The organism is Aquirufa sp. HETE-40SA (genome assembly GCF_054558635.1).
The window spans coordinates 64,763-91,224 of sequence record NZ_JBPXKN010000004.1 but is presented as its reverse complement, the minus strand read 5'-3'; the positions used below and the strand labels follow the sequence as shown (position 1 = coordinate 91,224).

Sequence of the window (26,462 nt, the reverse complement as noted above, 5' to 3'; positions counted from 1 at the left end):
CAGCGAGCTATGAGAACAAAGTTTACATTCTTCCTAAGCACTTAGATGAGAAAGTAGCGTTCTTACACTTAGCGCACATCGGGGCTAAATTAGAGAAGTTAGAAAAAGAGCAGGCGGATTACATTGGCGTTCCTCAAGCAGGGCCATACAAGCCAGAGCACTACAGATACTAGGAATTATAAATATTAAATTAAAAGCTCGCTAAATGGCGAGCTTTTTTTGTTTAAGGATAAGTTGAAACTACCATTAAATAAAAATTTAGGCATCTTTTCTTCCAAAGCATCGCTTATCATAAATTTTAGTTAAATTTGTTTAACTATGTACGTATTATAAAATTCTTGTATGAAATTATTCAGTCGAATTCTTTTGACCTTTTCCTTCCTAGTTCTCGTTCATGCAGCCTTTTCCCAGGCGAAACGCAAAGTGGAAGACCTGAGTGACGAAGAAATATCTACCTTCTTCGAGCGCGCTCAATCTAGCGGTATGACAGAAGCACAACTAGAAAAAGCAGCAAAAGCTCAAGGCTACACCTCTTCAGATATAGCAAAAATGCGCAGTCGCCTTACTCAAATTGGAGACTCGAAAACAAAAGAAAAAACATCTACTAAATCAAAAACCACTTCTAAAAGAACGGTTTCGGGTAAATTGAGCACGAAAAAGGGGAATAAGAATGCGGATGACGACGAAATGACAGATGCAGACTTGGAGGAAGAGGAAATAATCGATTCAACTCTTTTACCTAAGAAAAAGATTTACGGCGCTTTTCTTTTCAATAACAAGAAATTAAACTTCGAGCCGGATTTGCGTATCGCCACTCCTGTGAACTATACGCTGGGGCCGGATGATGAGTTGAATATCGACATCTTTGGTGAAGTAATGGACAATTATACGGTTACCGTGAGTCCAGAGGGAACGGTTAAGATTCTAAACCTGAGCCCGATTTATGTGAACGGATTAACGGTGGAAGCAGCTTCTGCGCGCATCGTGAGTCGTTTGAGACAATTATACCAAGGATTGAATCGCCCAGGAAGTGGATCGTCTGCGATCATTACTTTAGGAAATGTACGCAGCATAAAAGTAACCCTAGTGGGTGAAGTGGAGAATCCGGGATCATACACCATTTCTTCTTTGGCAACCGTATTCAATGCCTTGTATTTAGCAGGCGGGCCTAACGAAAATGGTTCATTCCGTAGCATTCGTGTGATTCGAAACAACAAAGTGGTCCGCACCATGGACTTGTACGATTTCTTATTAAAAGCAGATCAAAAAGACAACATCCAATTAAAAGACCAAGACATTATTCGTGTAGGTGATTTTGATTCTCATGTCGAATTAGCCGGCGAAGTAAGACGCCCGATGGTTTTCGAGGCAGTAAAAGGAGAAACTTTAAAAGACATCCTTCGCTATGCAGGAGGTTTCACAGACAAGGCCTACACCTACTCCTTAAATGTCCGCAGAAATACTTCGCGTGAGTTGAAATTATTAAATATCACACAAGATGAAGTGGCGACATTCCAACCTCAAAATGGGGATGCGATTTCTGTAGGTAAAATCATCGAACGCTACGAAAACCGCGTTACGGTGAGTGGCGCCGTATTTAGACCAGGTGTTTTTGCCATCGAAAATGGTTTAACAACCGTAAAAGAGTTAATCAAACGCGCTGAAGGCCCACGCGAAAACGCCTTCTTAAATCGGGCGACTATTTCCCGTAGAAAAGAAAACTACGATCCTGAAATGATTTCCTTCGACTTAGGAAAGGTCTTAAGAGGCGAACTAGCTGATATAGCCTTGCAGCGCGAAGATGCTCTAATGGTTTATTCAATTGATTCACTGCGTGAAAAACAAATAATAGGTATCTACGGGGAAGTAAATAGACCAGGAGATTTTGAATTCAAAGAAGGAATGAAGATGGCAGATTTGATTCTAAAGGCAAATGGTTTCAAGGAAGCAGCAAGTTTTGCTAAAATTGAACTTTCAAGACGCGTCATTACACACGGAATTGACAATGGGAGTATTGAAAAAATCATCGTAAAAACATTTGATATTGATGGTAGCTTAAATATCAATAGCGAAGTTAGTCTATACGAATTGAAACCTTTTGATATCATTTCCATTCGTCGATCACCTAATTATGAAGTGCAAAGAGTGGTGACCATTGAAGGAATGGTGAACTTTCCCGGACGATATTCCATACCTAAAGATGAACAAAAAATTGCCGATTTGATTTTTGAAGCAGGCGGTCTAAAACCGGAAGGTTATTTAGATGGAGCCATTCTATATCGTGACTCTTCAGTTGTGGGCGTAAAACTCTCAGAAATTTTGAAGAATCCAGCCTCAAAAAATAACCTATTGTTGATGGAAAATGATCGTTTAGTTATTCCTCGCGTTTTGGAAACAATTAAACTAACAGGAGGTGTCCAAAACCCTATTGCTATTGCCTTTGTAGAAGGATATAATCTTCAGGATTATTTGGATGGGGCTGGTGGATATACGGAATACGCTGACAAGAGGAATGTGTATGTGAAAGCGCCGAATGGGATCTCTATGAAAAGAAGACGATTCTTATTCTTTAGAATTAACCCGAAAGTGCCTCCAGGTTCAGAGATTGTGGTTCCTGAATTTCCGGCGGATAGGAAGAAAGGTTTGACAACTGCTGAAGCATTAGGATTATCATCTGCACTAGTTTCCGTTGCACTTACTTTAACGACACTTATCAACAATTTGACTAAATAAACCCCATGTCTACATTAGAAAATAATCAACTTGAAGATAACGGGGAAATTTCGATCAACTTTGGTGAGATTTTCCGTACGCTGAAGTCGTATCGGATTTTAATAGCTACTTGTGCTGTGCTTTTTGCGGCATTAGGGGCTATTTATTCCCTAACTCAGCCTAACGAGTATAGCTCTAACGCGAAATTATTACCAGAATTAGATTCTAAATCCGGTGGTGCAGGCGGAATGGGCGGTTTAAAATCTTTAGCAGGTTTAGCCGGTGTAGATCTAGGAGGAAGTTCTTCTGGAGCCGAAGCTATTCGTCCGGATTTATACCCTAACATCGTTCAAAGTGCTCCTTTGTTGCAGGAGGTCTTAAAAGCGAAAATCTATAGCACGAAACACAAGAAATGGCAAACGGTTTTGGACTTCTTATCCGAAAAACAAGATACGGCTCCTATCGATTTAGGAGGAGATCCGTCTGTTGAGGATATAGTTTCAGATGTGAAATTAGACAAGGTGCCTTCTGCTGCGCTTTCTGCAGATTTAATGAAGTTAAGCAAGAAGGAACAGGCGGCTATTAAGAAGCTCAGAGCTTCAGTTGTCCTTGAGATTGATAAAAAATCGGGGGTTATTTCTTTGACTACGAAACTGACTAATGCAGTGGCAGCGGCGAATATCACCTCATTAATTCAACACTACCTAACGAAGTATGTGACGGATTACCGTACACAGAAGGCGAGAAAAGAGCTATCATTCTTAGAAAAGCGTCTTTCGGAATCTCGTGCGCGTTATGATCAAGCTCTTTTTACCTTAAGTGCATACCGCGACCAAAATATGAATTTGTTCATGAACGTAGCTAAAGACCGGGAAAAGAAATTACAATACGAGGTGGATATGGCCTATAATTTGTACACGACCATCAGTGGACAATACGAGGAGTCTAAGGTAAAATTACACCGTGAGACACCTGTTTTTAAGGTCTTAGAACCGGCGCAGGTTGCAATTCAGAAGGATGGTCCTAAGCGTAGCTTGATTACGATCGGGTTTATGTTTGTGGGGGTGTTCTTTTCGTTGATTTATGTGTTTTTTAAGACGGTGAATTTGAAGGAATTACTTGGGTAATTCAGAGTAGAGATAAGAGAGTATAGATAAACTATTTATACTTTCAGATTATTAATTAAAGAAGCTCGCTGGAAGGCGGGCTTTTTGTTTTATCCTCCACTCAATAAATTAGTAAACATCTTATAAAATAAAATAGTAATTTTGTAGACTGGTTTTCTGTCTTCGGACTAGACCTAAATAAATTAGAGATGAAAGCATTCCGCATACTTATATTATTGATCCTGGCGATTCCCGTTTTTGCCCAGGAGATTCCGGTAGACATTAACAACATCAGCGATCAGCAATTAGCGCAGATTATGGTACGCTATCAATTGCAGGGCAGAGCGCCTGAGGAGATCGTGCAGATTATGAAGGCCAAAGGTCTTCCAGCAGATCAAATCATCATTTTAAATCGCCGCATCGCGGAGATGGATCCCTTAACAGCGACTTCGATTAATGCCTATAAGACTAAGACGAAGGATGAAATTACGGTTCCTCGCAAGAAAATCGATATTGTGGCGCCATCAGCTGCACCTTCAGGCCTGCGGGTTTTTGGATCCGAGATATTCGAAAACCAAAACCTGAGTTTTGAGCCTAATTTGACCATTTCTACTCCGCGCAACTACTCGATTGGGGTAGGCGATGAGTTGATTGTAGATATTTATGGTTTGAGTGAAAGTACGAAAAAGCTAAAAGTAAGCACGGAGGGATACATTCGTTTCCCTAACCTTGGCCCTATCAAAGTGAGTGGTTTAACCATTGAAGAAGCACAAGTTCGGATTCGTGAATCTGCTGCTAAAATTTATACAACTATCGCTGGCGGAAGCACTAAGGTAATGGTTTCTTTAGGCCAATTGCGTTCCATTCGAGTTACCTTAGTCGGCGAAGTGAAGAAGCCAGGTAACTATTCTGTTTCTTCTTTGTCTACCTTGATGAATGCGCTATATGCTTCAGGAGGTCCATCTGATCTAGGTTCTTTCCGTAAGATTGAATTAGTGCGTAATGGAAAAGTAATTACGACTTTAGACTTATATGACTTCTTGTTAAAGGGAGACTTGTCTAAAAATAGAATTTTGCAAGACGACGATGTGATTCGCGTGGGAACCTACGAGTCACGCGTTGCCATGAGTGGCGCAGTAAAGAAAAAAGCCTTATTCGATATGAAGAAAGGCGAAAATGCAGCGGATATCTTGCAATATGCAGGTGGTTTTGCGGATGACGCATTCAAGGAGCGTATTCGTGTGAAGAGAATGGGAGCGACTGGATTTGAAATACAATCCGTGAAGGCAGAGGCTCTTTCAGGTTTTGCTTTGCATTCTGGAGATACTTTGGTGGTGGATGCTTTGGCAAATACCTTCACGAATCGGGCCTTTATCGATGGAGCGGTGTATTATCCAGGAGAATATGGCTTGAATGAATTCGCGAACCTGAAAGAACTATTGCTTGCCGTTCGTGTGAAGGAAAACGCGTTTACGGATCGTGCGCTTTTGAGTCGCTTGAATCCTGATTTAACGCCGGCCGTGCTGCCATTTAATGTAAAAGACGTGCTTTCTGGAAAGCCGGACATTCGTTTACAGCGCGAAGACAAAATTCACATTTACCCCATCACGAGTTTACGTGAGGCTTATTCTGTGACGATTAACGGCGAGGTAAATCGCCCTGCGACTTTCACATTTGCTGACAATATGCGGGTGCAAGATTTGATACTATTAGCGGATGGCTTTAAAGAAGGAGCATCTCGTTCGCGTATTGAGGTTTCCCGTCGTTTGTTATCTACAGCTACTTCAGATACGACGGCTTATTCGATTATACATTCGATTGACTTAGGATCAGCTAAGTCGGAGGATTTGAACTTCGTATTGCAACCTTTTGACATTGTTTCTGTGCGTAAAACACCTTCTTATCGTACGCAAATTACGGTTTCTGTAGAGGGGGAAGTGCTTTATCCAGGAAATTATACCTTATCAGGAAACAAGGAACGACTATCGGATATCATCGCTCGTTCAGGTGGTCTAAAGCAAACAGGTTATGCAACAGGAGCCATCTTATTGCGCAAGACGCGGGTAAATCAGACGTCTGCGGATGAGGCTTTGTTCTCTTCGAAGATCAATACGATTTCGAATCAATCGAAGCGTAGTTCGGGTAATTCATTTGCGGCGACTGATACGGCGAAAATTGCGTCAAATGTGAATGGTTTGTTAGTGGATCAAAAGCCGGTAGGTATTCGTCTTGCGGAGGCAATGGAGAAGCCAGGTTCGCTTTATGATATTATTCTAGAAGAAGGTGACGTAATCAAAGTGCCTAAGTTAACGCAGACGGTACAGACTTTTGGGGCAGTAAATGTTCCGCGCCAAATCGCCTACCACAGCGGCTTAGGCTTCCGTCGCTTAATCTCAGAGTCCGGCTGGTTCGCCCCGAATGCAGCTCGCCGTTATGCCTACATGGTTCGTCCGAATGGCGAGATTAAAACAACCAAACGATTCCTATTTTTCCGCTTCTACCCTAGCCTAGAGCCAGGTGCGGAAGTATACGTACCAGCGAAAAAGGATAAGCGTCCTATTTCTACGCCAGAGTACATTGCGATGGGAACGGGCTTAGCATCATTAGGAGGCTTAATTATTGCTTTAATTAACACGGTGAAATAATGGCAGATAAGAAAACAATCGTGCTAGGGGATGTCATCGAATCGATCAAAAGATTCTTTAGTTACCTACGTTCTCAAGGTAAATTAATCACATTATTTGCTCTCGTGGGCTTAGTTTTACCTCTCATTTACCGCGCGATGCAGAAGCCTGCTTATGCTGCAGCTACCACGTTTATCCTAGAGGAGAAATCTGCTAGTGGTGGTGGATTAGCAGGACTTGCTTCACAAGTAGGCTTGGATTTAGGAGGCTTGGGTAGTGGCTCTAGTTTGTTTACGGGTGATAATATTTTAGATATCATCAAGTCCCGAGTGATTATTGAGAAAGTATTATTAACGCCTATTTCTGGTTCTGCTGGGAAAACATTGGCTGATTTGTATTTAGACTTTACGGGTTTAGGGGAGCGCTTGCCGGCTCCTGTTTCGTTTGCTATTACATCTGATTCTGCTGTTGCACCTGTTCATTCGGTGTACCAAGATTCAGTTTTGTACGTCATGTACGAGCAAATCGCAAAGAAAAACGTGTCTGTAGATCGCTTGAACAAGAAAGGTTCCATCTTCAAAATTGTGACAGTCTCGCAAAACCAGGTGTTCTCGAAGAATTTTGCAGAGAGATTATTGAAAGAGACCACCACTTATTACGTAAATGTGAAAACGAGCACAGCTGCTGCAAATGTGAAGCGTTTACAAGCGCGTGGAGATTCATTATTGCGCGTGTTGAATGCGAAATCCTATACGGCAGCTTCCTTTCAGATTTTAGATCCGAACGTGGCCTTTAAGTCCATGTCCGTTCCTGCGGAAGTGAGTTCACGTGATAAATCAATTGTCTTCAGCATCTACGCGGAGGTGACGAAAAACTTAGAGATGAGTCGCATCGCCTTAGTTTCCCAGACTCCGGTGATTCAATTACTGGATGTGCCTAAATATCCACTGATGGATGATCGCAAATCTTATCTATTCTTAGGATTCGCTGGATTGTTTGCTGGACTTTTAGTCGGATTCTTCCTTTGCCTCTACCTTTATACGGATAAATAATGCGTCGGGTGTTTCTATTGCGCGCTTACGGAGATTTTGCGATAGCGGTGCAAGCCCTTGCTGCGACCGATGTGATCGTAGCTTCATTGCATTTGAAACCTTTGTATGACGCGCTGATATCGCGTGGCTGTATTTCGCCTCTTTCGATTGACTTCGTGGACTTTGGGATCACAGGATCGCAATTAAATCTGTTTACCAATAAGACGTTTTTCAGTATTGACACATTTCGTCAATTATCAAAAATCAAGCAGTATATACGCACAAATCCAGGTTCGAGCGATTTCGTCGAACAAAGTGCACGTCTAGGTCTCTTGAATTTCTTCACGGGGTATTCGTTTAAAGCTATTTTCGAAACAGGGCAGCCGGTTTATGCGTCCTATGGTTTGCAGGTGCAAGAACTAGAGAGAAATGGCGACAAGATATTGATCTTGCCGGATGCACGATTGCCTAAGCGTATCATTCCTTCCTCAATTTTGTCGCAAATTGATGGGCAAGTAGCGCGATTTGGGTCGGATTATACTACATTTGAGGAATTGATCGACTTGATTCAGGCGTCTGATTATGTGGTGACTTCAGATTCATTGCCCTTACATCTTGCCTATCTCTGCCGCAAGCCCCATCTTATTCTATATCCGGATGGCGGTAAACAGGATTTCTTTACGCCGGATGCTTTAGCATCTGGATCTTTCAGCACGTTTAGCCAATTCAGTCATGTTTAAACGCGCCTTTGTTCTTTTTGCGGATCACGAGACGGAACGCAAGGCTCACGTGGAGGCGATGCGATCTGTGTTTCCTACTTTAGAGGTAGTGGAGCCGGTTTTCCCGTCAAGAGTTCACGTTCCTTTTGTAGAAGCACTGATTGAGAAATCTAACTCTCGGACTGGTAAGGCCTTGTTGCCCACCGAAATTGGAGTGATTTTGAGCCATCGTAGGGTTTGGTCGCTGATTGCGCGCGAAAGTTCAACTGAGCATTTCTTGGTACTAGAATCTGACAGCCGAATCTTGAAGCCGGAACTTTTAAAGCCCGAAACCGCGAAGAAATATGATTTGTTCTTCTGGGGTGCTTGGAATGGGTATGCTAGTTTGAAACGCTCCACGAAAGAAAATGGCGTGGGCGAACCCTTGATTAAGTCCGTTTACGGAGCTTATGGGTATTCTTTGAATGCGAAGGCCGCGAAGTATTTGTTGCAGAAAACAGCGCGGATTGCCTATCCTGTGGATATGTACAAGCGTTTTTTGAATCCTGAGGAGATTTCTTTGGGTGCCATTGTCCCGGAAGTGATTTCGACCTGGCGTACATCTGATTCGCTGATTCGAAGCGAGAGTCGAAGGCATCTGATGACCGCTGAATTAATTCGGATGATTTTCTATTGCCGAAACACGATACAATCGTACTTTTGTTAAATATGCGTACACCTAAATCCATCGTTGCGATTACTTGGGACGGCAAGTCTAGCCCCATGGACCACATCCATTTCGATGTGGAGCCCGCTTTCGATTGGTTATTGTACGATTACAGTGGTGCTGTTACGGAGGCTCCCATTTCCGTGGCGCATTATTTGTCCCTAAAATCAGAGTGTAAGGGTGATGTGATGCAGAACATCTACGCATCCTTGATATCAACTCCATTGACATTCATCGGATTTCTAGACGATGATCAAATCATCTCGGTTTCTGACCTGAATAAGCTCTTTTTCATTGCAAACTTAGAGAAACTAGATGTGTTTCAGCCTAGCTTGAACCACGATTCTTACTATAATTTACGACAATTCCTCCACAAGCCGGGCTATCTAGTTCAAGATACCTGGTGGGTGGAAATTATGTCGCCTTTCTATAGCGAGGCTGTATTTCAGGCCGCTGGACCTCATTTCAAGCATTCTATTTCTGGTACGGGACTCGATGTGTATTTGATCCCTACGATTCAACGCCTGATAGGAAAGACCAAAACCGCCGTAGTGCACGGGGTGCAACTAAAGCACGCGCGTCCTATTCGTACGGATAACCGGGTGTTCTCGAATGGGAAGACGAATCTGGAAGAGATTCGCTATGTGCAGGGCGTTTGCCGCCAAATGGCAGCCGAAAATCCAGCGCATTTTGACTCAGATTTTCATTATCATGTGTTAGACCGTCGCTATGTGCACGGAGTGCCTTTGGCCTATAAAATCCAACGTATTCCGCGGATGATTCGAAACCTATATAAACTGATCGTGGACGCGAGTTACCGCTAATGGAGACCCGGAAAAATGTCTTTTATAATGTGTTATTAGCGATTACGCAGGTGTTATTCCCGCTAATCACGTTTCCGTATTTGGCGCGTACCCTAGGTCCGGAGCACGTGGGGGTCTTAAATTTCGCGGAGAGTTTTGCTAAGTATTTCGTTTTATTAGCGGCCCTGGGAATTCCTATTTACGGGGTTCGCGAAGTGGCCAAAGCAGCTTCAGATCGTACTTTATTAACGAAGACTTTTAGCGAAATTTTCATTATCAATGCGCTAGGAACATTATTACTAAGTCTAGTTTTCCTCGTCTTTATTATTGCTCTTCCACAATTAGCAGCTGAAAAATCCCTTTTCTCTTGGGCGCTGGGTTATTTTATTCTACAAGTCTTTCAATTAGAATGGTTCTTCAGCGGAATGAATCAATTCAAATTCATTGCCATTCGTTCCCTCGTCATTCGCCTTTGCTTCATCGCTGCGGTGTTTCTGTTTATCCGGAACACGAATGATTACGTGAACTATTTCCGGATGCAGGTGGGATTAGCCGTGATATTAGCCGCCTTCAATGGAAAAAGACTGTGGGATTTGCTCGATTTTTCTGGCCTTTCTTTCACTAAGCTAGAGTTGAAGAAACACATCAAGCCGATGGCCTTGTTGTTTTTAACCATCTTTACCATCTCCGTTTATTTCTCTCTGGATACGATCTTACTAGGCTTTCTAGCAGACAATGAAAGCGTGGGTTATTATTCTTCTGCTTTGAAATTAAACCGTTTGTTTATCTGCGTCTTAAGCGCTATTTCAGTGGCGATGTTCCCGGGATTAGTGAGTTTATACCACAAGGGAGAGAAAGAGGCCTTCGTTTTACTCGTGAAACAGTGTTTTTATGTGCTGGTGAGCCTTTCGATGCCTTTGGTTTTAGGAATTATGACATGCGCGCCAGAAATCATCCATATCTTATTAGGAACAGCATTCGATAGAGTGATTTTACCGCTGCAAATCACGGCACCGCTCATCTTAATCATCAGTATGTCGGGGATTTTTGGCTTCCAAATCCTCAGCGCCGTAGGTAAGGACAAATCCATCCTCATTTCTGCACTGATTGGGATGTTTATCAGTATTATTTTAGCCTTCCTATTAGTTCCTACGCTGAAAGAAGAAGGGGCTGCCATCACGATTCTGTTGACGGAATTAGCGGTTTGCATCGCCTTCGTATTCTTCACTCGCAAGGAGATTTCACTTTCGAATTACACGATGGTTTTCTTTCAGCAATTGCTAGGACTGGTTCCGTACTTGGGAATCGTGTTCTTGTTTAAGCTCTTTGTCCCTACGCTATTATTGCGTTTGCTGGTGATAGGGGTGTTCTCGCTGGCTTGGTTTGTGGTATTGCAGCTGATGATTTTGCCGGATACGGTGTTTCGTACGCAATGGAATCGCCTAGCGGATCGCTTTAACAAAGAGGAATAAACTAGCGCGCAGCTGGAAATAGGTCTTCCCGTATTCCGCGTACAAATCAATTTGATCCTGAATCTTCGCCTTGTCCATATAAGGCAAATCTAGATTCGTATACAGGCGTTTCATCGCCGCTTTCCACGTAGCAAAATCTTTCATTACCGGAACCCCATCGTATAAGGCTAGGTTAAAGTCTAGCAAGGCTTGTCTTTCCTTAATCTTTCCACCTACTTGCTGGTTTGCATGGCTGCGGTACTGAAATAGTTTTTCCGGGTTTGCCATTAACGTATTATTAGCGGCAAAATAGAGTCCAATCCAGCCGTCGTGCAATAATCCGGGTATCTGAGGGATGTCTTTTTCCAAGAGTTCTGGATTTCGCTTAAAAGCTAATCCCGCACCGGTAACTACATTGTCCACGCGCGTTTCGAAATCTGTTAGGTCGACTTGGCCATACGGAAAACCAATTATATCCCATAAAGTCATTCCAAATTGCGTTTCTCCCATTTCATCAATGATGTCTGCATTACTAAAAACAGCGTCAGCTTCAGGGTTCTCTTGAAAAAAGGCTAGCGTCTTTTCTACTTTAGTAGGTAACCAGACATCATCCTGATCCACCAGAAAAATAAGATTCCCCGTTGTCTTGCGCAGGCATTGCTGCATATTAGCTACCGTGCCTAGATTATTTTCATTATAGTGGAGCTGAATTTGTGGATATTCAGCAGCATAAGAGGCTAAAATCTCTCTTGTGCCATCTGTCGATCCATCATCACAGACGATAATTTCCTGAACGGGAATACTTTGGTCTAAAATCGAATCCATTTGCGCCTTTAGATAAGCCGCACCCTGGAAGGTGATCATGGAGACGGAGAGTTTCATAGAATACAAATGTACTTACTTAGCCCATTCAAAAAAGGGAATGCAGGACACTTTTTTGCCTGCTATGTGTAAATCCTCTGTTTGATGGGAGGTAACAAACGTGGTAGAGGCTAATTCGACGGCGGACATCGCTTCTTCCATCCCAGCCATTTCCCGCGCTAAATTGTCTTTATGTAATTCATGGCATACCTGAACAGCATGGTATTGACCAGCTAACTGGTAGATAAAATCACATTCGTGGTTTTCTTTATAGTACCAAATCTGATTCGTCTTCCTGCGGATCTCTAAAAAGACTAAATTTTCCAAAATCCGGCCCTTATCTTCGTGTAGTTGGGAGGAATTCTGTTGTGCGAATTTCGTGTCTATCGCGTAGATCTTCTTTTCGTTTACCTGTTGTTTTCTAAAGCTAAAATCAAATTTAGCTATGCTGAACAGTAGGTAGCTGTCTTCGTAAAATTTGACAAAATTCGAAACGGTATTAACGGACTTTATGCCATAGCTTTTAGCTAACTTATTCAATGTATAAGGTCTTGCGATGTTATTGAGCAGGTGCAAGGCGATAATCGTCAATTCTTGTACGTTACGAATCCCGTTCCGCACGGCGATGTCTCGTTGAATAATATCTTTAAATAATTCGGTATGGTAACGCGGTATATTGAAGGCAACAAATTCCGGAAATCCGCCCATTTCGATATATTCTTGGAAGGAATCTGCCGTAGGCATCTGCTTCCTAAACCGACAAAATTCTCGAAACGAAAAGGGGAATATTTCATGTGTTATATGGCGCCCGGTTAATAAAGTGCCTAATTCTAAACTCAATAATTTCGCGTTCGAACCCGTGATCGCATAGCGATTTCCTCTCTCTAGCCCTTGTCTGATATAGGTCTCCCAACCATCTATCTGTTGAATTTCATCAAATTGAAATTGGTGGATAGTGGGCCAAATCTCCTCAATTTTATAAAAATCAGGTACTTCAAAAGTGCTAAAACGGGGATCATCAAAGTGAACATAACCTACCTTACTTTTGTCTTTGACTAATTGCTTTAACAGCGTACTTTTCCCTGCTCGACGTATGCCGGTCAAAATAACCGCCAATGGCACGTCTAATCTAATTTCAGGACTACTATCTCGATCAATGGTGCCGTCTTGCTTGTTAAAATAAATACGTTGGTCTTCTAAAAGGGATTTTAGTTCGTCGTGAAGCATAGCTTACAATAGTTTATATTACAAATATATACTTTTATATATTAGTAATGCAAACTTTAATTTTTTAGTCTTCCCCCCCCCCTTTTGTTCAGCACCGGATTATTCCTAACTTTGTTTATGAAGTTTTTGCTGTCACTTTGTTTTGTTTTGTGTTTGTTTGGGACTCCAATATGGGCCCAAAACGCCATCCCCGTCGGATTCTCCGACATCGATGAGCAAGTTCGCAATCTGCAACTATTAGGTAAAATAGACGCGAATCAGTCCATGCTGGCCAGGCCCTTTTATTCTACGGGAAAACAAAGCATGCAAGACTTATATCATTTAATTGATCCCACGGCAAACGACTCCATTAAGAGCTATAAAAAAGGCCTATTTCAAGCCATTTTATTGCCCGCATCTTTTTCTCAAAAGCTGAATACCTCTCGTCCTTATGGTTGGAACGATCAGGCGATGTCTATCTCGAATGGTTATCAAATGCAGGCCAGTGCTGGTTTTTATGCACGATTTAGCATTTTGCACGTACAGTTCAAACCTGAATTTATACATACGGGTTCGGCAGATTACGAAACCACTGACGCTTGGGGGGAAGTTAATCCTTCTTTAGATCGTTTTAGCTTAGGACAATCTTCGGTACGTTTAGAGGCGGGTGGAATATCGTTGGGGGTATCGAACCAAAACCTTTGGTGGGGGCCTGGACATTATTCATCGCTACTGATGACGAATAATGCAGCAGGATTTCAGCATTACAGCTTAAATACGACGCGTCCTTTGAAAACACCCATCGGATCTTTTGAATTTCAATTGATTTTAGGCCGGATGACTCGGGATTCCCTGCAAGGCTTTGAGAATAATGCCTTAAAGAAACGCGATTTATCCTTTAATCCGAAGAATCGCCAATACAATGGGATTATCCTGACCTACCAGCCGCGGTTTATGAAGAACGTGTTCTTCTCCGTTTCTCGTGCTTTTCAAAACTACGAGGTGCCACTGCCTAACGCGAAATTCATGAACACCTATTTGCCGGTCTTAAATAACTTATTTAAGAGCGATTATAACGACGATACGCTGGGCAAAGATCAGATTTTGAGTATTTCCACTCGCTGGCTAATGCCGAAGAATCACGCGGAAGTCTACGCTGAATTTGGTTACAACGATGCGAAACAAAACCTGCGTGATTTAATGCTCGACATGTCCCATTCGGCGGCCTGGGTAGTCGGATTTAAGAAATTGCACCCTTTAAATGCACGTAGCTTTATCTCGTTACAGGCAGAAGCCACAAAGATGTCAGAAACGCCATCCTATTTAATGCGTGGGGCGGGAAACTGGTATGAACATAGTCAAGTAAAAGAAAGCTTCTCAAACAACAACCAGATCATCGCCAATGGAGTGGGGCACGGTAATGATGCACAATCCATTGCGGTCAGCTGGAACCAGGGTTGGACGAAGCTGGGATTCACCTTTCAACACGTGGCCAATCGACCTACGACGACGGCTGGCGGAACAGCAGTTTATACCCGAAGTGTGAAATGGGATGATTACGCCTACGGTTTGCAAGGCGGATATCGCTACAAAAAGCTCTTATTTACCGCGGATGTGAAATGGGTTAATTCCAGCAATTATTTATGGGAAAAGGATCATTCGAAATCGAATGTCTATGCCTTCATTAATACGATTTTCTTATGGTAAAGTACGTTCTAGGCCTCTTATTGCTTTCTTGCTCGGTCTTCGCTCAGACGACTTTACTGGATGATATCAGTCTGCAAGATCTGCAGCGTAATGCGCAATTATTGAATGGGAAGGATTCATCGAAATATGAGAACCAATCCTTTATGATTCGCTCAACGTTTCGTCTGCAAGAGTTAGAGGATGCCTCAAGTGACAAGTTTAAATTACAAGGAATTTCGCTTCGACATACGTCTCAAAATAACAATTTGATGCCTTTCGGATTTAATGAGGGCAACATGTATCCATCGGTGGGTTTTCAGCGTCGCTGGAGTGTGGGGGTTCATTTTACATGGAAATTCTTAGATGTGAATCTTCAACCGGAATGGGTACAGGCGGAGAATTCGCCTACAATTCCATTTGCGGGAAGTCCACAAGATGGGAATTATTGGACGCGTGTGTTCTTTTTGATTAACAATAACATCGATCAATATAGTCATTTCGGTACGGAGCCATTAAAGTATTTTTTCCCGGGTCAATCGCGCGTAGCATTACATGTAGGTAATGTAGCGACCGGGGTTTCGACAGAGAATAATTGGTGGGGTCCGGGATTTAGAAACAGTTTGGTACTTACGAATGAGGCGTCCGGATTTTTACATTATTTCGTCCAAAACAGAAAGCCGGTCATCACTCCCATCGGTTCTTTTGAGGGAAAAGGGATCATCGGGATGCTAGAGAATACGGATCTGCTATCTCCGGAAGACAAGAATTTTAGACCGATATGGGCGGGCGGAATAGAGCGCAAAAATAGTTCTTTGCGCATGTTAAAGGCCTTTGTGGTGAACTGGCAACCTAAATGGGTGCCTAATTTCTATTTAGGTTATTCGTTTGCACAACAGAATTACTTCACAAACGAGGATCCTCAGCCAGGGAAGCCATTTGTGGAGAATCCCAAAATGCAATTAGGTGCCTTCTTGCTTCGCTTTGCGCTTCCTAAAGATCACGCGGAGTTCTATGCGGAACTAGGTCAGCCGGATAAGGTGGTGGGACCAGCCAGTTTCTTTGGTGACTCTACGAAGATTGGTTTTGTGCTAGGAGGTCGGAAGTTATTTCCTTTGGGCAAAAAGAAGAAATCGTACTTACAGCTAGGCATTGAATTTACGCAATTACAGCTGATGGATCCGGGTTTAGTGATCGACAATACGCAGCCGGGTGGCGAACCGCTACGCAATAGTTGGTACACGAGCACGCAAATGCGCCAGGGATATACCCACAATGCGAAAGTATTGGGAGCGTCAATCGGTCCGGGTTCGAATAGCCAAACGATTCACTTGAGCTTCCACCGAGGCCGTAGTTTGATTCGTCTGCATGCAGAACGAGTAGCGAAAAATAACGATTTCTATGTGTACCAATATTACGGAAGTGGTTACGAGAATCGCTATTGGGTGAATTTGATGACAGGTGTGGAGGCGCAAATCGGCCTTACTAAGAACCTTTTATTAGGAGCCTCGTATCTTCAGACTTCGGTGAACAATTACATGTGGGTGCGCATCGAGGACGGAATCGCGGACTGGTCAGATTCGTCTACGAAGTCAGATTATACGAACCAGCAGTGGCAGGTTTCGCTTAAATACGAAATCAATGGACGTCGTTAAAAAGGGCTATTTGCAGGCCTATTTCTTTGTGATGGCACTCTATGTATTCTTTAACAAAGGGATTGCGTATAGTTTTTTGGCGGAGGCTTTGTGGGCTGGTGGATTTATCGTGTTGTTTTTAACGCGCAAGGACTATGCGTTTGGCTGGGATAAGCGGACAAAGATCTTGGCCTTTTTGCTAGCGATTACGGTGGGCTATATCGGCTGGGGATTGCGTTCTTATGCGCTTTTTGATGTGATTCGCGACTCTTTCGTGATTCAATATGCCTGGTTTGCGTTCTTCGTGTTTCTGTTCAAGGATTTGCGCGCGCAATTGTGGGGATACATTATCTGGATCTATACCTGGTTCCCGTTTTTTGCCCTGTTGAATTTCTATTTTCAAAACTTCTCCGAATTCTTCGAGAACTTCATCCTCTTCGGATCTGTTCCCTTTGCTCTTTATAAATACGGCGATATGGGGGTACATTTGTTGATTTCCTCTTTGGTCTTGATGCTCTATTTGAACCAGCGATCGGTTCGTTTTCAGATCACGTTGGCGGTGGCGATTCTGATGAATTTATTGATCATCACGGCTTATTCACGTTCGGGGATGTTAGCTTATTTGATCGGATTGGGGCTTTTTGTGGTGTACACGAAACGCCAGGAGATGCGGGATTTGATTAAGCAATATGTGCGTTATTTGCCTATCGTTTTGTTGATTGTGTTGCCGCTGTATGCGTCTATTAAAGTAAAAGAAAACTTCCAAGGGCGTAAGGTGGGGATGGAGCAATTAGTGGAGAATGTGGGGTCGATTTTTGGGGTGAGTAAAGATGCTACGCTGGATGAAAATAAGTTTTGGCGCTTGGTTTGGTGGGCGAACATTATCGATTATAGCGTGACGCCGGAATATGCGGCGCAAGGGAAAGGGCTAGGGATGAGTTTGGCGGAAAGTGATGAGGTGGTCACCGAAATCGATGATTTGCGTTCGCCGCATAATTTCAATTTGACGATTTTAGCGCGTTTCGGCTGGCCGCTGTTCTTACTTTGGTGCTATTGGCTCGTTTGCCTGTTCAAGCCGATGTTCAAAAGGCAACTGAATGACCAACAGCTGATGATTTCTTGCGTGCTGTTCACGTTTTGGCTGAACGGTAGCTTCGACGTATTTTTAGAGGGTCCCATGGGAGCATTTCCTTTCTGGACCTGGGTGGGCTTGTATTTTTTAGAGGATTTTTTCCCGGAACCAGATGCCGCACCGAATGAAGCATAATAAAGTCAATATTCTAGGTACCCCCGTTTCTTCGCTGACGATGGATGAATTGTTCAGCGATTGGGAGACTGTGATCAAAGAAGGGAAAAAGGCGCAGGTGTGTATCACGCCTGTTAATTCGATATTGGCTGCGCGCGCGACAGCGCGCGTTCAAGAGATTTACCAGCACGCGGATTACGTTCTTTGCGACGGCGTTCCCGTGAAATGGGCCTCAGACTTCCTTGGGGATCCTATTAAAGAACGCATTACGGGCTTGGATGTGTTGCCGCGGATATTTCCTTTTGCCTCACGGAACGATTTCTCCATCTTTTTATTAGGCGCCTCTCCCGGAGTGGCTGAAACACTAAAAAAAGTGATGGAGACGAAGCATCCTGGGGTGAAGATCGTGGGAACCTTCGTGCCGCCGTTCAGAGTGGTGTTTTCGAAGGAAGAAAACGAAGCGATGATCGAGGCAATTAATGCAGTCAAACCTGATATTTTATTGGTGAGTTTGACAGCGCCTAAGCAAGATATTTGGATTGCAGAAAATCTCGGGGAATTAGATACACACGTAGCCATCGGAATCGGAGGAGCCTTCGAGGTGGCTGCGGGAATGATTCAACGCGCGCCGCTATGGATGCAAAAGAGCGGTTTGGAATGGTTCTACCGATTCTTGCAGGAGCCTAAGCGGATGTTTAGGCGCTATTTTGTGGAGGCACCGGTGTTCATTCCGCTCATCATACAACAAAAGTTTAGTAAGCGAACTTAGTACGCGTTCTGGTCGCCTCTGAAGAAGTTAATGACGGTCTGGAGGATGATTTGGCAATCTAACCAAAACGACCAGCGGTGAATATAACTCAAATCGAAGTCCACGCGTTCCTGCATATCTTCCGTCGTCCGCGTTTCCCCTCTACATCCATTTACCTGCGCCCAGCCACTAATTCCCGGCAAAACGATGTGGCGCAACATGTAATTATCGACCGTATTCATCGACTCGATATTCAAAGGCGTCGGGTGCGGACGCGGTCCTACCACGGACATATCACCCATTAATACGTTCCAAAACTGCGGAATCTCATCCAAATTCCTCTTGCGCAAGAACGCCCCAATACGCGTAATCCGCGGATCATCTATTTGCGCCTGCAGGTAATGTCCTTCCTCATCCACATCCTCACTTTCCTGCACCATCGTGCGGAATTTATAGCACATCAAGGTCTCATTATTGAGGCCCCAACGCTCTTGTTTGAAGATAACAGGCCCTTTGGACGTCAACTTAATCAACAGAGCGATCAGCGGGAAAAGTAGTAGGCCAAAAGTCAGGAAGAACACTAGCGAGAACGTCACATCAAAAATGCGCTTCAAAATCCGGTTCTCTAAACGATCCAGCGGAAGACGTCCCACGTTCATTACGGGCACTTGTCCGATTGTCTGAATGCTGACCGAGGAGGCAGCATATTGTTTGAAGTCAGGCAAAATACGGACTTTGATCCGGTAATAATCACAAATGGTAATGCAGTGCTGAATGGTCGAATAATCCTCCGTAGGCAAGGCAATCACCACTTCGTCCACATAGCGTGACTTCAAAATCAAGTCCAGCTGGCTGATTTTGCCTAAATAATCACACCCCGGAATATTGTTCAGTTCATCGTCAATCAAACCCTCCACCTTATAACCGTAGTAATAATACTTCTGTACCGTATCGTAAAAATTCTTCGCCGCGGCCGTCGCACCCACTAATAAAACCACGTCATTCATCCGTCCTTGGTAAAAGGCGGCGTGGCGATTCTTCCGTAAAATGTACTTCGTTACGGCGGCTAGGACGAAATTAGCCCCAATAAAGTAGGCAAAAAAGACGAAATCATAGGCCCCGGTCGGCTTCAAAAAGAAGAGACTCGAACTGAGTAAAATCGTAAATAAAATCAGATGGTAAACGATGAAAATGATCTCCTCCGCGAATTTATTCGAGCGTCTATCCGCATACAATTTCGAAAAAGAGGAAACGAAATACCACAATACGAGCGAAAGCACCGCAAAAGCGGGATTCCACTGATCCAGATGACCGGTATTCCAAAGTCCAAGCGCATACGCCGCGATCACCACCAGGGCATCGTTTACGTAGCGAATCAGCACAAACCGGTTGGACTTTTTGTTCATTGAAATCTTTATTGCTCAAATTTACAACATTGCGCGCATTTCTCCCTAAATTTGTCCATGCTTAAAAGGATCTTTTTTTTCTTTCTGACAGCACAAATCTATGCACAGACCATTCCCGTGGGTCGGCCGGATTTTTCTGAAGAGCGTTTCCGGAATCAGCAATTGATTTCTGGGGCTCATAATTCGTTTACTATCAGGCCCGTTTCCGATTCGACTGCGACCGGTCTGCTGCCCGCCTCTGTCCTGACCTCGTTGAATACCTTCGCTCCCATGGGCTGGAATGACGGCGCGATGATCCCGGCGAGAGGCTTGCAAACGTATGTAACGGCAGGTTTTTTTGCCAAATACAAAGCCCTCAGTCTCCAGCTCATGCCGGAATTCGTGTACGCAGAGAACCGCGACTTCGAAACCTTTTCCCTTCAAGGCCCCCTGCGTGCCCCCATGCTAGTCTTGTGGAATAGTACAGACATCCCGGAACGTTTTGGTACCTCTTCTTATTCCCGTTTTCGCCTGGGCCAAAGCGCCCTCCGCCTCTCTTCCCGTTCTGTTTCTGTCGGAATCTCCACCGAAAACCTTTGGTGGGGTCCGGGTTTCCGCAACTCACTCATCCTATCAAACAATGCTCCAGGCTTCTTGCACGGGACATTCAATAGCGTGAAACCTTTGAAAACCTTCCTGGGCTCTTTCGAATTCCAGCTCATTGGCGGTCGCTTGGAAGGTTCTGATGTACAGCCTTTGGCATCCGACTATATTGTTAATGGCATCAATTATTTAGAGCCAAAATCCACGGATGCCCGCTACATTTCAGCCATCACCCTGAACTACCAACTACGCTGGGTGCCCGGACTATTCCTCGGTTTCTCTCGCGCATTCCACCTATATACGTCTGAAATGGGATCGGGTTTTTCAGATGTGTTCCCGTTCTTGCTTCCCTTTGAAAAAAAGAACCTACCCTTTGAAGACGCGAAACGAAGAGATCAGTTAGCTTCCTTTAACCTGCGCTGGGTTTTTCCAGCTTCGAATGTCGAGGTCTACGGGGAACTAGGCTACAATGATTACAAGAATAGTTTCTGGGATTGGTTGACGTCCATGGAACATTCTCGTGCCTATATTTTAGGAATGCGTAAGGTGTTCAAACAATCTCCAGGCCGTTACATTCGCCTTGCTATCGAAAACACCACCATGGAAATGACCGCCGATCGCCTCGTTCGCAATAACGGTCCCTGGTACCGCCACGATTTTGTGCGCCATGGCTATACGAATGAAGGTCAAGTATTAGGCGCGGGCATAGGTCCCGGATCAAACCTCCAAACCTTCGACCTCGCCTTCGTTCGCCCTTCCTCCATCGCAGGCTTCAGCATCGAGCGTTATGCGCACAACATGGACTATTTTTACGACGCATTCAAGAACTACGATTCCAAATGGGTCGACCTCATGTGGGGTGGATATTACCAAAAACATCTTGGCTCTTTTTCCCTTACAGGCAAGTTGAATTTCGCCTGGATGCGCAACTACGAATGGGTGCTCGACAAAAATGTGCTAAATACACAATTGTATTTATCAGCTACTAGATATTTTTAGCCTTCAGGATACAATTTCGTTTATTTTTCGGTAGATTTGTCGAATCGTGTTCAGGATCTATATGAAAAATATTCTTATTGTATTGCTAATCAGTGCCTTAAGTTCTTTCGTTGCTCCTGCTACGAAGACTATTTCTGTTAAATCGGATCCTGCGGGCGCGGAAGTTATATTAAACGGTTACTTCGTGGGGAAAACGCCCATCGAAATTAAGATTGACGAAAAGCAATACAATTTTATCTCCCTTTCGAAGTCTGGCTACAAGTGCCAACGTATCGAATTGAAAGGAATCGATAAAGAAGTTGAGGTGAAATTAGAGAAGGATCTCTAAATCGTATTCAAGGCTTGTTCTAATTCCGCCCACAAATCATCCACGTGTTCAAGTCCGATCGAGAAACGTAACAAGTTTCCTGGCGTCGTACTCTGCGGTCCTTCAATGGACTTGCGGTGTTCCACCAATGATTCTACGCCACCTAAGCTCGTCGCTTGTTGGAATATTTGCAGTTTACCCGCCATCTCCCTTGTTTCTGTTTCCCCCGTTTTGACTTGCAAAGCAATCATTCCACTAAAGCCTTGAGGCATTTGGGCCTTTGCTAAAGCGTGCTGTGGATGAGATTCCAGGCCAGGGTAATGTACTTTTTCTACTTTGGGGTGTTTTTCCAAACGCTTCGCCAGTTCCAACGCATTCGCACTATGCTCGCGCATTCTCAAAGGCAATGTCTTTAAACCCCTCGCTAATAAATAACAGTCCAACGGATTAGGCGTCGCCCCCATCAAAATCTGCACTCTTTCAATTCTTTTCGCCCACTCATCATCCTCTTTCAAGAGCACCGCTCCACCCATAATATCCGAGTGACCACCTATGTACTTCGTCGTCGCGTGCATCACGATGTCCGCGCCTTGAGCGATGGGGTTTTGGAGAACGGGCGTCCCCAACGTATTATCCACCCCTAATTTAAGTCCGTGTTTTTTAGCAATGGCAGACAGACCTTTTATATCCGTAATGCTGAGCATTGGATTCGCCGGTGTCTCTGCCCAGATTAATTTTGTGTTTTTTTGCACCGCTTTTTCTACCGCTGCTAAATCTGTCATATCCACTTGCGTCACCTCTAGTCCCCAGGGACCCAAAATTTCTTCTGCCAGTTTATACGAGGCATAATAGCCTACTTCCGGCATCAGGATGTGATCGCCTGATTGCAGGCATTGGAAGACAGCGTTGACTGCGGCGAGGCCTGAGCCGAAGGTGAAGCCTCGCGACGCCCCCTCTAAGGCAGCCAGGCCTTTTTCAAGTGCCGTGCGGTTTGGGTTGGAGTTGCGGGAATACATGTGGCCTTTCGGATAGCTTCCATCCAAAGCCCGTTCAAAAGTCGTCGTCAAAAACACCGGCGCCGCAATCGCCCCCGCCGTTTCATCCTTCAAATGACTCCCATGTACCGCAATCGTCTCCTTTTTCATCGCTGATTTTCTCTAAGCTTAAAGTTTTTACCCAAATACAAACGACGAACTTGTTCGTCATCCGCTAATTCTCGTGGCGTCCCCGCCTTCAAAATCTTTCCCTCAAAAAGCAAATAAGCCCTATCCGTAATCGACAGCGTCTCATCCACATTGTGATCCGTAATCAAAATCCCAATATTCCGGTATTTCAACTTCGACACAATCGTCTGTATCTCCTCCACCGCGATCGGATCGACCCCCGCGAACGGCTCATCCAACAAAATAAATTTAGGATCCACCGCCAGCGCCCTCGCAATCTCCGTTCTTCTTCTCTCCCCCCCAGAAAGCACCTGACCTAAACTCTTTCGCACATGCGTTAAAGAAAACTCCTCCAAAAGACTCTCCACCTTCTCTTTCTGCGCCGCTTTCGACAAATCCGTCATCTCTAGCACCGCCTGAATATTTTCCTCCACACTCAGCGTCCTAAAAACCGACGCCTCCTGCGCTAAATACCCGATTCCAAGCTTTGCCCTCTTATACATTGGTAAGTCTGTAACGTCCAAATCATCCAAGAACACTTTCCCCTCATTCGGCTTTACTAATCCCGTCGCGATGTAAAAAGACGTAGTTTTACCCGCACCATTTGGCCCCAATAAACCCACAATCTCCCCTTGCGCCACCTGGTACGAAATGTGATCATTCACTAATCGCTGGCCGTATTTCTTGACTAAATTCTCTGTCCGTAAAATCATGCCTTAAAAATACGAATTATTTCGATGTTTTCGCGCTCCTCATTGAATGGGTGTATAGTTACAAACGCATAACAGACTCTGATTGTTCTGAATAGCCTAGACGTTAAGAATGGTATGATTGTTCAGAATTGCCTGGCTATTCAGAATAGCTTGGTTTTCGGAATGGCCTTGCTGTTCAAAAGGGCTTGGTTGTTCAGAATCGACTTGCTGTTCGAAACTGCTCTGATTGCTCAGAATCGACTAATGGAGAAATAAATCGTCAGGCGTAAAAGTCGAATTTCAGGTATTGACAGATTGTGTCAAAACCTGAAAACGCCTCTGAGTGCCTCAAAGATATTTTAACACTATGCCGTTTCAGGCATTTCAGGGTAGTTTTGGATATTGGCAGCAGGGAAGCATAAATCTATACTCTACTCTATAATCTCAGTGAAGTCGACTAAGTCACGAAGTGACGACCAGATTGCGTAGCAATGAATATGCTCAGCGGCTCCCGACTAGAGACTAGTGACTGCACGAAGTGCTACAACACCACCCCACTAACTGAATAGCGAGTAGGCGATGAAAACCAGCGCAAAGCTTGTGAACCTGAAATGGTATAGGAAACCACGCGACCGGAGATGAGGTGCATGGATAATTTTTTGGAGGTAATGTAAATCAAATTCTCCGATGAGATCTCAAAATCTACCGACGAAGGTCTGCCGGCTGAGTCTAAAGCGATTTGGAAGGATCGAACGGGAAGATTTTCGCCTTTTTTCAGCACGTAAAGGATCAGGCCAGGAGCGCTGTGATTCTCGTAGCTGAGGGCGTAGGCGGGTTTGTTGAGGTCGGCTTCGCGGAAGAGGGCCCATTCTTTGGCCAAATCCACCTGAACCAAATCGATTACTTCTGCTGTGCCATCCAGGATGACGGTCTTTTTTACCGAAATGGGGGAAGATGATAGGTGATTCAGCTCTTTATTCCAGTCATAGAAATGAGTGGCCGGCTCCGGGGAGGGGGTGCACGCAATGAATGTCAAAAAGAGTAAAATGCTGAGGCGAATCATCCCCCCAAAGGTAAGAAATTTTAAGTGGAGAACACATCCTCAATGGGAATCTTCAAGACTCGGATGAGGAGGTAAATTTTGGTGGCGTTGGGATAATGTTTGCCGGATTCCCAATAATTGTAGGCGCTTTGGGAAACTCCTACGGCGGAAGCAACTTCCTGTTGTGTCATCCGTAATGTCAAGCGGGACTTGATCAAAACGGTCGAAAAGACTAGTTTGGTTTTCATAATTTATTAGTGGTTACAGTGATATTTTTGATAATATTCAGAGAATAAATGCAAAAACAAAACTTAAGTCACAATATAACGGAACTTTATGAAAACACTGATAATGAGGCGCAAAGAGAGTATAAAAAAAGTCCTCAAAAGACAAAATCGGCTTTTGAGGACTTTCTATACTAAACTTTAATTCAATTTATTTCACGTTGTACTTGTACTTATAACGCTCAAAAAGTTGAGAATGTTTGTTGTCTAAATCCAAGGCGCGGCCCTGAATAAAGGCATTCGTCAATACGCTTGAACGCATATCCAACACATCACCTGTGGAGATGATGATGTTTGCGTCTTTGCCTGCTTCGATACTGCCGGTGCGGTCAGCGATGCCTAGGATTTTGGCAGCATTCAGCGTAATAGCTGAAAGCGCTTCTTCCTTAGTCATCCCATAAGCGGACATGGTTCCAGCGTGGAAAGGAAGGTCGCGTTGACGCCAGTTCCCGTCTCCGCCTTCGAAGCCCATCGAGAATAAGACGCCTGCTTTTTGAAGCATTCCTGGTGTCTTGTATGGTTGATCTACGGCATCATCTTCCGCAGCGGGTAAGCTGTGGATTTCTCCCAAAATCACCGCTACTTTATTCTCCTTCAAAATATCCGCAATCATCCAGCTGTCTGTGGCTCCCACTAAGACAAGTTTGAAGTTGAATTCTTTGGCAAAATTAATCGCCGCCAGCATCTCTTTCACTAAATCACAGTGCACGAAAAAGGGCTTGCTTCCGTCGAATAAGCCTCTAGTATCTTCGAACTTCAAGTTCGTGCTTGTATGCGTCTTCTCGTTCAGATATGCTTTTGCTTCCTTAAAAAAGGACCGCGCCTCTTCGAGGCGCGCCAAACCAGCCGCCACTGGATCCGCGTTCGCTCCTCTTCTTTGAAAAGCAGCTGGACGATTGATCAAGGCTGGCATCTTAAAGTGAATGCCATTGTCCATCGCGTAAGCGGCATCTTGCCAGTTCCACGCATCTAATTGCACGACGCTAGAAGAACCAGGGATCATCCCGCCTTGTGGGGTGATTTGCGCTAATAAAACACCATTCGAACGCACCGTGTTGATGATTTTCGAATCGGTATTGTAGGCTACGATCGAACGGATGTTCGGGTTCATTTCGCCTAATTCCTCGATGTCGATGGTCGACTTCGTAGAAGCGAATTCCACTAAACCTAAGCTCGAGTTAGGGGCGATTAAGCCTGGATAGACTTGCTTGCCGGTGGCATCAATGCGTTCTACGTCACCTGTGATAGTCACAGGAGTGGCTGAAACGGTTTTGATTTTACCTTTTTCGAGAACGAGCGTGCCGTTTTCGATAATGGTTCCATTACCCACGTGGATGGTACCGCCGGTGATGACGATGGTCTTGCTTTGGGCAGGGGATGGGTGCATAGTTTCTTGTGCGAATGCAGAGATCCCGCTAAGCGCAAAGAAAAGAGTATATATGATCTGTTTTTTCATC

Annotated in this window: 23 protein-coding genes; 15 read left to right on the top strand and 8 right to left on the bottom strand. The window is 44.3% G+C overall.

The window, feature by feature from the left end:
• The 9 genes from ACRZ9O_RS10645 to ACRZ9O_RS10605 all read left to right on the top strand — a co-directional run.
• Nucleotides 1-173 (top strand): adenosylhomocysteinase (locus tag ACRZ9O_RS10645; protein ID WP_459458021.1); only part of this gene is annotated, 173 nt, incomplete at its 5' end.
• 169 nt (nucleotides 174-342) lie between these two features.
• A complete protein-coding gene (locus ACRZ9O_RS10640; protein ID WP_459459022.1) occupies nucleotides 343-2,733 on the top strand; it encodes an SLBB domain-containing protein in 2,391 nt (796 codons plus the stop codon).
• Between the two features lie 5 nt (nucleotides 2,734-2,738).
• Nucleotides 2,739-3,839, top strand: coding sequence for a Wzz/FepE/Etk N-terminal domain-containing protein (locus ACRZ9O_RS10635; protein ID WP_459459020.1), 1,101 nt, complete (start codon nucleotides 2,739-2,741; stop codon nucleotides 3,837-3,839).
• Between the two features lie 188 nt (nucleotides 3,840-4,027).
• Nucleotides 4,028-6,463 (top strand): polysaccharide biosynthesis/export family protein, encoded by a 2,436-nt coding sequence (locus ACRZ9O_RS10630; protein ID WP_459459018.1) that lies wholly within the window; start codon nucleotides 4,028-4,030, stop codon nucleotides 6,461-6,463.
• Nucleotides 6,463-7,494, top strand: coding sequence for a hypothetical protein (locus ACRZ9O_RS10625; RefSeq protein ID WP_459459016.1), 1,032 nt, complete (start codon nucleotides 6,463-6,465; stop codon nucleotides 7,492-7,494). Before ACRZ9O_RS10630 ends, ACRZ9O_RS10625 begins: the two co-directional genes overlap by 1 nt.
• Nucleotides 7,494-8,213, top strand: coding sequence for a hypothetical protein (locus ACRZ9O_RS10620; protein ID WP_459459014.1), 720 nt, complete (start codon nucleotides 7,494-7,496; stop codon nucleotides 8,211-8,213). The genes ACRZ9O_RS10625 and ACRZ9O_RS10620 overlap by 1 nt, the downstream gene beginning before the upstream one ends.
• Entirely contained in the window at nucleotides 8,206-8,898 is a 693-nt protein-coding gene (locus tag ACRZ9O_RS10615) for a glycosyltransferase family 25 protein (protein ID WP_459459012.1), read from the top strand. Before ACRZ9O_RS10620 ends, ACRZ9O_RS10615 begins: the two co-directional genes overlap by 8 nt.
• A gap of 2 nt (nucleotides 8,899-8,900) precedes the next feature.
• Nucleotides 8,901-9,722, top strand: a complete 822-nt coding sequence (locus ACRZ9O_RS10610; RefSeq protein WP_459459010.1) for a hypothetical protein — start codon at nucleotides 8,901-8,903, stop codon at nucleotides 9,720-9,722.
• Nucleotides 9,722-11,173, top strand: a complete 1,452-nt coding sequence (locus tag ACRZ9O_RS10605) for a flippase (protein ID WP_459459008.1) — start codon at nucleotides 9,722-9,724, stop codon at nucleotides 11,171-11,173. Before ACRZ9O_RS10610 ends, ACRZ9O_RS10605 begins: the two co-directional genes overlap by 1 nt.
• Here the strand turns inward: ACRZ9O_RS10605 and ACRZ9O_RS10600 are convergent.
• On the bottom strand, nucleotides 11,144-12,034 hold the full coding sequence (locus ACRZ9O_RS10600; RefSeq protein ID WP_459459006.1) for a glycosyltransferase: 891 nt from the start codon (nucleotides 12,032-12,034) through the stop codon (nucleotides 11,144-11,146). The two genes, ACRZ9O_RS10605 and ACRZ9O_RS10600, sit on opposite strands and share 30 nt — an antisense overlap.
• Before the next feature lie 15 nt (nucleotides 12,035-12,049).
• On the bottom strand, nucleotides 12,050-13,240 hold the full coding sequence (locus ACRZ9O_RS10595; protein WP_459459004.1) for an ATP-binding protein: 1,191 nt from the start codon (nucleotides 13,238-13,240) through the stop codon (nucleotides 12,050-12,052).
• A 117-nt stretch (nucleotides 13,241-13,357) separates the two neighbouring features.
• On the opposite strand from ACRZ9O_RS10595, the gene ACRZ9O_RS10590 reads away from it, so the two are divergent.
• From ACRZ9O_RS10590 to ACRZ9O_RS10575, 4 genes are read left to right on the top strand one after another with little or no spacing between them, the layout of a single operon-like run.
• The gene (locus ACRZ9O_RS10590; protein WP_459459002.1) at nucleotides 13,358-14,926 is read left to right on the top strand and encodes a capsule assembly Wzi family protein; all 1,569 of its coding nucleotides are present in this window, start codon (nucleotides 13,358-13,360) and stop codon (nucleotides 14,924-14,926) included.
• The gene (locus tag ACRZ9O_RS10585) at nucleotides 14,920-16,557 is read left to right on the top strand and encodes a capsule assembly Wzi family protein (RefSeq protein ID WP_459459000.1); all 1,638 of its coding nucleotides are present in this window, start codon (nucleotides 14,920-14,922) and stop codon (nucleotides 16,555-16,557) included. The genes ACRZ9O_RS10590 and ACRZ9O_RS10585 overlap by 7 nt, the downstream gene beginning before the upstream one ends.
• Entirely contained in the window at nucleotides 16,544-17,803 is a 1,260-nt protein-coding gene (locus tag ACRZ9O_RS10580; protein WP_459458998.1) for an O-antigen ligase family protein, read from the top strand. The genes ACRZ9O_RS10585 and ACRZ9O_RS10580 overlap by 14 nt, the downstream gene beginning before the upstream one ends.
• A complete protein-coding gene (locus tag ACRZ9O_RS10575) occupies nucleotides 17,793-18,551 on the top strand; it encodes a WecB/TagA/CpsF family glycosyltransferase (RefSeq protein ID WP_459458996.1) in 759 nt (252 codons plus the stop codon). Before ACRZ9O_RS10580 ends, ACRZ9O_RS10575 begins: the two co-directional genes overlap by 11 nt.
• On the opposite strand, the gene ACRZ9O_RS10570 is transcribed toward ACRZ9O_RS10575, so the two are convergent.
• Entirely contained in the window at nucleotides 18,548-19,936 is a 1,389-nt protein-coding gene (locus ACRZ9O_RS10570; protein ID WP_459458994.1) for an undecaprenyl-phosphate glucose phosphotransferase, read from the bottom strand. The genes ACRZ9O_RS10575 and ACRZ9O_RS10570 overlap by 4 nt on opposite strands.
• A 57-nt stretch (nucleotides 19,937-19,993) precedes the next feature.
• Here ACRZ9O_RS10570 and ACRZ9O_RS10565 point away from each other — a divergent pair, with 57 nt between their 5' ends.
• Nucleotides 19,994-21,517: a capsule assembly Wzi family protein gene (locus ACRZ9O_RS10565; RefSeq protein ID WP_459458992.1), complete on the top strand. Its 1,524-nt coding sequence runs from the start codon at nucleotides 19,994-19,996 to the stop codon at nucleotides 21,515-21,517.
• Nucleotides 21,518-21,578: 61 nt separating this feature from the next.
• Nucleotides 21,579-21,845, top strand: a complete 267-nt coding sequence (locus ACRZ9O_RS10560; RefSeq protein WP_459458990.1) for a PEGA domain-containing protein — start codon at nucleotides 21,579-21,581, stop codon at nucleotides 21,843-21,845.
• On the opposite strand, the gene ACRZ9O_RS10555 is transcribed toward ACRZ9O_RS10560, so the two are convergent.
• The 5 genes from ACRZ9O_RS10555 to ACRZ9O_RS10535 all read right to left on the bottom strand — a co-directional run bounded on the left by ACRZ9O_RS10555 (nucleotide 21,842) and on the right by ACRZ9O_RS10535 (nucleotide 26,461).
• Nucleotides 21,842-22,969, bottom strand: coding sequence for a trans-sulfuration enzyme family protein (locus ACRZ9O_RS10555; RefSeq protein WP_459458988.1), 1,128 nt, complete (start codon nucleotides 22,967-22,969; stop codon nucleotides 21,842-21,844). The genes ACRZ9O_RS10560 and ACRZ9O_RS10555 overlap by 4 nt on opposite strands.
• On the bottom strand, nucleotides 22,966-23,700 hold the full coding sequence (gene lptB, locus ACRZ9O_RS10550; protein ID WP_459458986.1) for an LPS export ABC transporter ATP-binding protein: 735 nt from the start codon (nucleotides 23,698-23,700) through the stop codon (nucleotides 22,966-22,968). Before lptB ends, ACRZ9O_RS10555 begins: the two co-directional genes overlap by 4 nt.
• Nucleotides 23,701-24,220: 520 nt before the next feature.
• Nucleotides 24,221-24,742, bottom strand: a complete 522-nt coding sequence (locus ACRZ9O_RS10545; RefSeq protein WP_459458984.1) for a hypothetical protein — start codon at nucleotides 24,740-24,742, stop codon at nucleotides 24,221-24,223.
• A gap of 20 nt (nucleotides 24,743-24,762) precedes the next feature.
• The gene (locus ACRZ9O_RS10540; RefSeq protein WP_223129953.1) at nucleotides 24,763-24,969 is read right to left on the bottom strand and encodes a helix-turn-helix transcriptional regulator; all 207 of its coding nucleotides are present in this window, start codon (nucleotides 24,967-24,969) and stop codon (nucleotides 24,763-24,765) included.
• Nucleotides 24,970-25,156: 187 nt separating this feature from the next.
• Nucleotides 25,157-26,461: an amidohydrolase family protein gene (locus tag ACRZ9O_RS10535; RefSeq protein WP_459458982.1), complete on the bottom strand. Its 1,305-nt coding sequence runs from the start codon at nucleotides 26,459-26,461 to the stop codon at nucleotides 25,157-25,159.
• Nucleotide 26,462 lies beyond the last annotated feature (1 nt).

Bases quoted from the DNA above. Each gene is read 5' to 3' on its own strand.
- ACRZ9O_RS10640 (WP_459459022.1), top strand. From the start codon at position 343: ATGAAATTATTCAGTCGAATTCTTTTGACCTTTTCCTTCCTAGTTCTC.
- ACRZ9O_RS10635 (WP_459459020.1), top strand. From the start codon at position 2,739: ATGTCTACATTAGAAAATAATCAACTTGAAGATAACGGGGAAATTTCG.
- ACRZ9O_RS10630 (WP_459459018.1), top strand. From the start codon at position 4,028: ATGAAAGCATTCCGCATACTTATATTATTGATCCTGGCGATTCCCGTT.
- ACRZ9O_RS10625 (WP_459459016.1), top strand. From the start codon at position 6,463: ATGGCAGATAAGAAAACAATCGTGCTAGGGGATGTCATCGAATCGATC.
- ACRZ9O_RS10620 (WP_459459014.1), top strand. From the start codon at position 7,494: ATGCGTCGGGTGTTTCTATTGCGCGCTTACGGAGATTTTGCGATAGCG.
- ACRZ9O_RS10615 (WP_459459012.1), top strand. From the start codon at position 8,206: ATGTTTAAACGCGCCTTTGTTCTTTTTGCGGATCACGAGACGGAACGC.
- ACRZ9O_RS10610 (WP_459459010.1), top strand. From the start codon at position 8,901: ATGCGTACACCTAAATCCATCGTTGCGATTACTTGGGACGGCAAGTCT.
- ACRZ9O_RS10605 (WP_459459008.1), top strand. From the start codon at position 9,722: ATGGAGACCCGGAAAAATGTCTTTTATAATGTGTTATTAGCGATTACG.
- ACRZ9O_RS10600 (WP_459459006.1), bottom strand. From the start codon at position 12,034: ATGAAACTCTCCGTCTCCATGATCACCTTCCAGGGTGCGGCTTATCTA.
- ACRZ9O_RS10595 (WP_459459004.1), bottom strand. From the start codon at position 13,240: ATGCTTCACGACGAACTAAAATCCCTTTTAGAAGACCAACGTATTTAT.
- ACRZ9O_RS10590 (WP_459459002.1), top strand. From the start codon at position 13,358: ATGAAGTTTTTGCTGTCACTTTGTTTTGTTTTGTGTTTGTTTGGGACT.
- ACRZ9O_RS10585 (WP_459459000.1), top strand. From the start codon at position 14,920: ATGGTAAAGTACGTTCTAGGCCTCTTATTGCTTTCTTGCTCGGTCTTC.
- ACRZ9O_RS10580 (WP_459458998.1), top strand. From the start codon at position 16,544: ATGGACGTCGTTAAAAAGGGCTATTTGCAGGCCTATTTCTTTGTGATG.
- ACRZ9O_RS10575 (WP_459458996.1), top strand. From the start codon at position 17,793: ATGAAGCATAATAAAGTCAATATTCTAGGTACCCCCGTTTCTTCGCTG.
- ACRZ9O_RS10570 (WP_459458994.1), bottom strand. From the start codon at position 19,936: ATGAACAAAAAGTCCAACCGGTTTGTGCTGATTCGCTACGTAAACGAT.
- ACRZ9O_RS10565 (WP_459458992.1), top strand. From the start codon at position 19,994: ATGCTTAAAAGGATCTTTTTTTTCTTTCTGACAGCACAAATCTATGCA.
- ACRZ9O_RS10560 (WP_459458990.1), top strand. From the start codon at position 21,579: ATGAAAAATATTCTTATTGTATTGCTAATCAGTGCCTTAAGTTCTTTC.
- ACRZ9O_RS10555 (WP_459458988.1), bottom strand. From the start codon at position 22,969: ATGAAAAAGGAGACGATTGCGGTACATGGGAGTCATTTGAAGGATGAA.
- lptB (WP_459458986.1), bottom strand. From the start codon at position 23,700: ATGATTTTACGGACAGAGAATTTAGTCAAGAAATACGGCCAGCGATTA.
- ACRZ9O_RS10545 (WP_459458984.1), bottom strand. From the start codon at position 24,742: ATGATTCGCCTCAGCATTTTACTCTTTTTGACATTCATTGCGTGCACC.
- ACRZ9O_RS10540 (WP_223129953.1), bottom strand. From the start codon at position 24,969: ATGAAAACCAAACTAGTCTTTTCGACCGTTTTGATCAAGTCCCGCTTG.
- ACRZ9O_RS10535 (WP_459458982.1), bottom strand. From the start codon at position 26,461: ATGAAAAAACAGATCATATATACTCTTTTCTTTGCGCTTAGCGGGATC.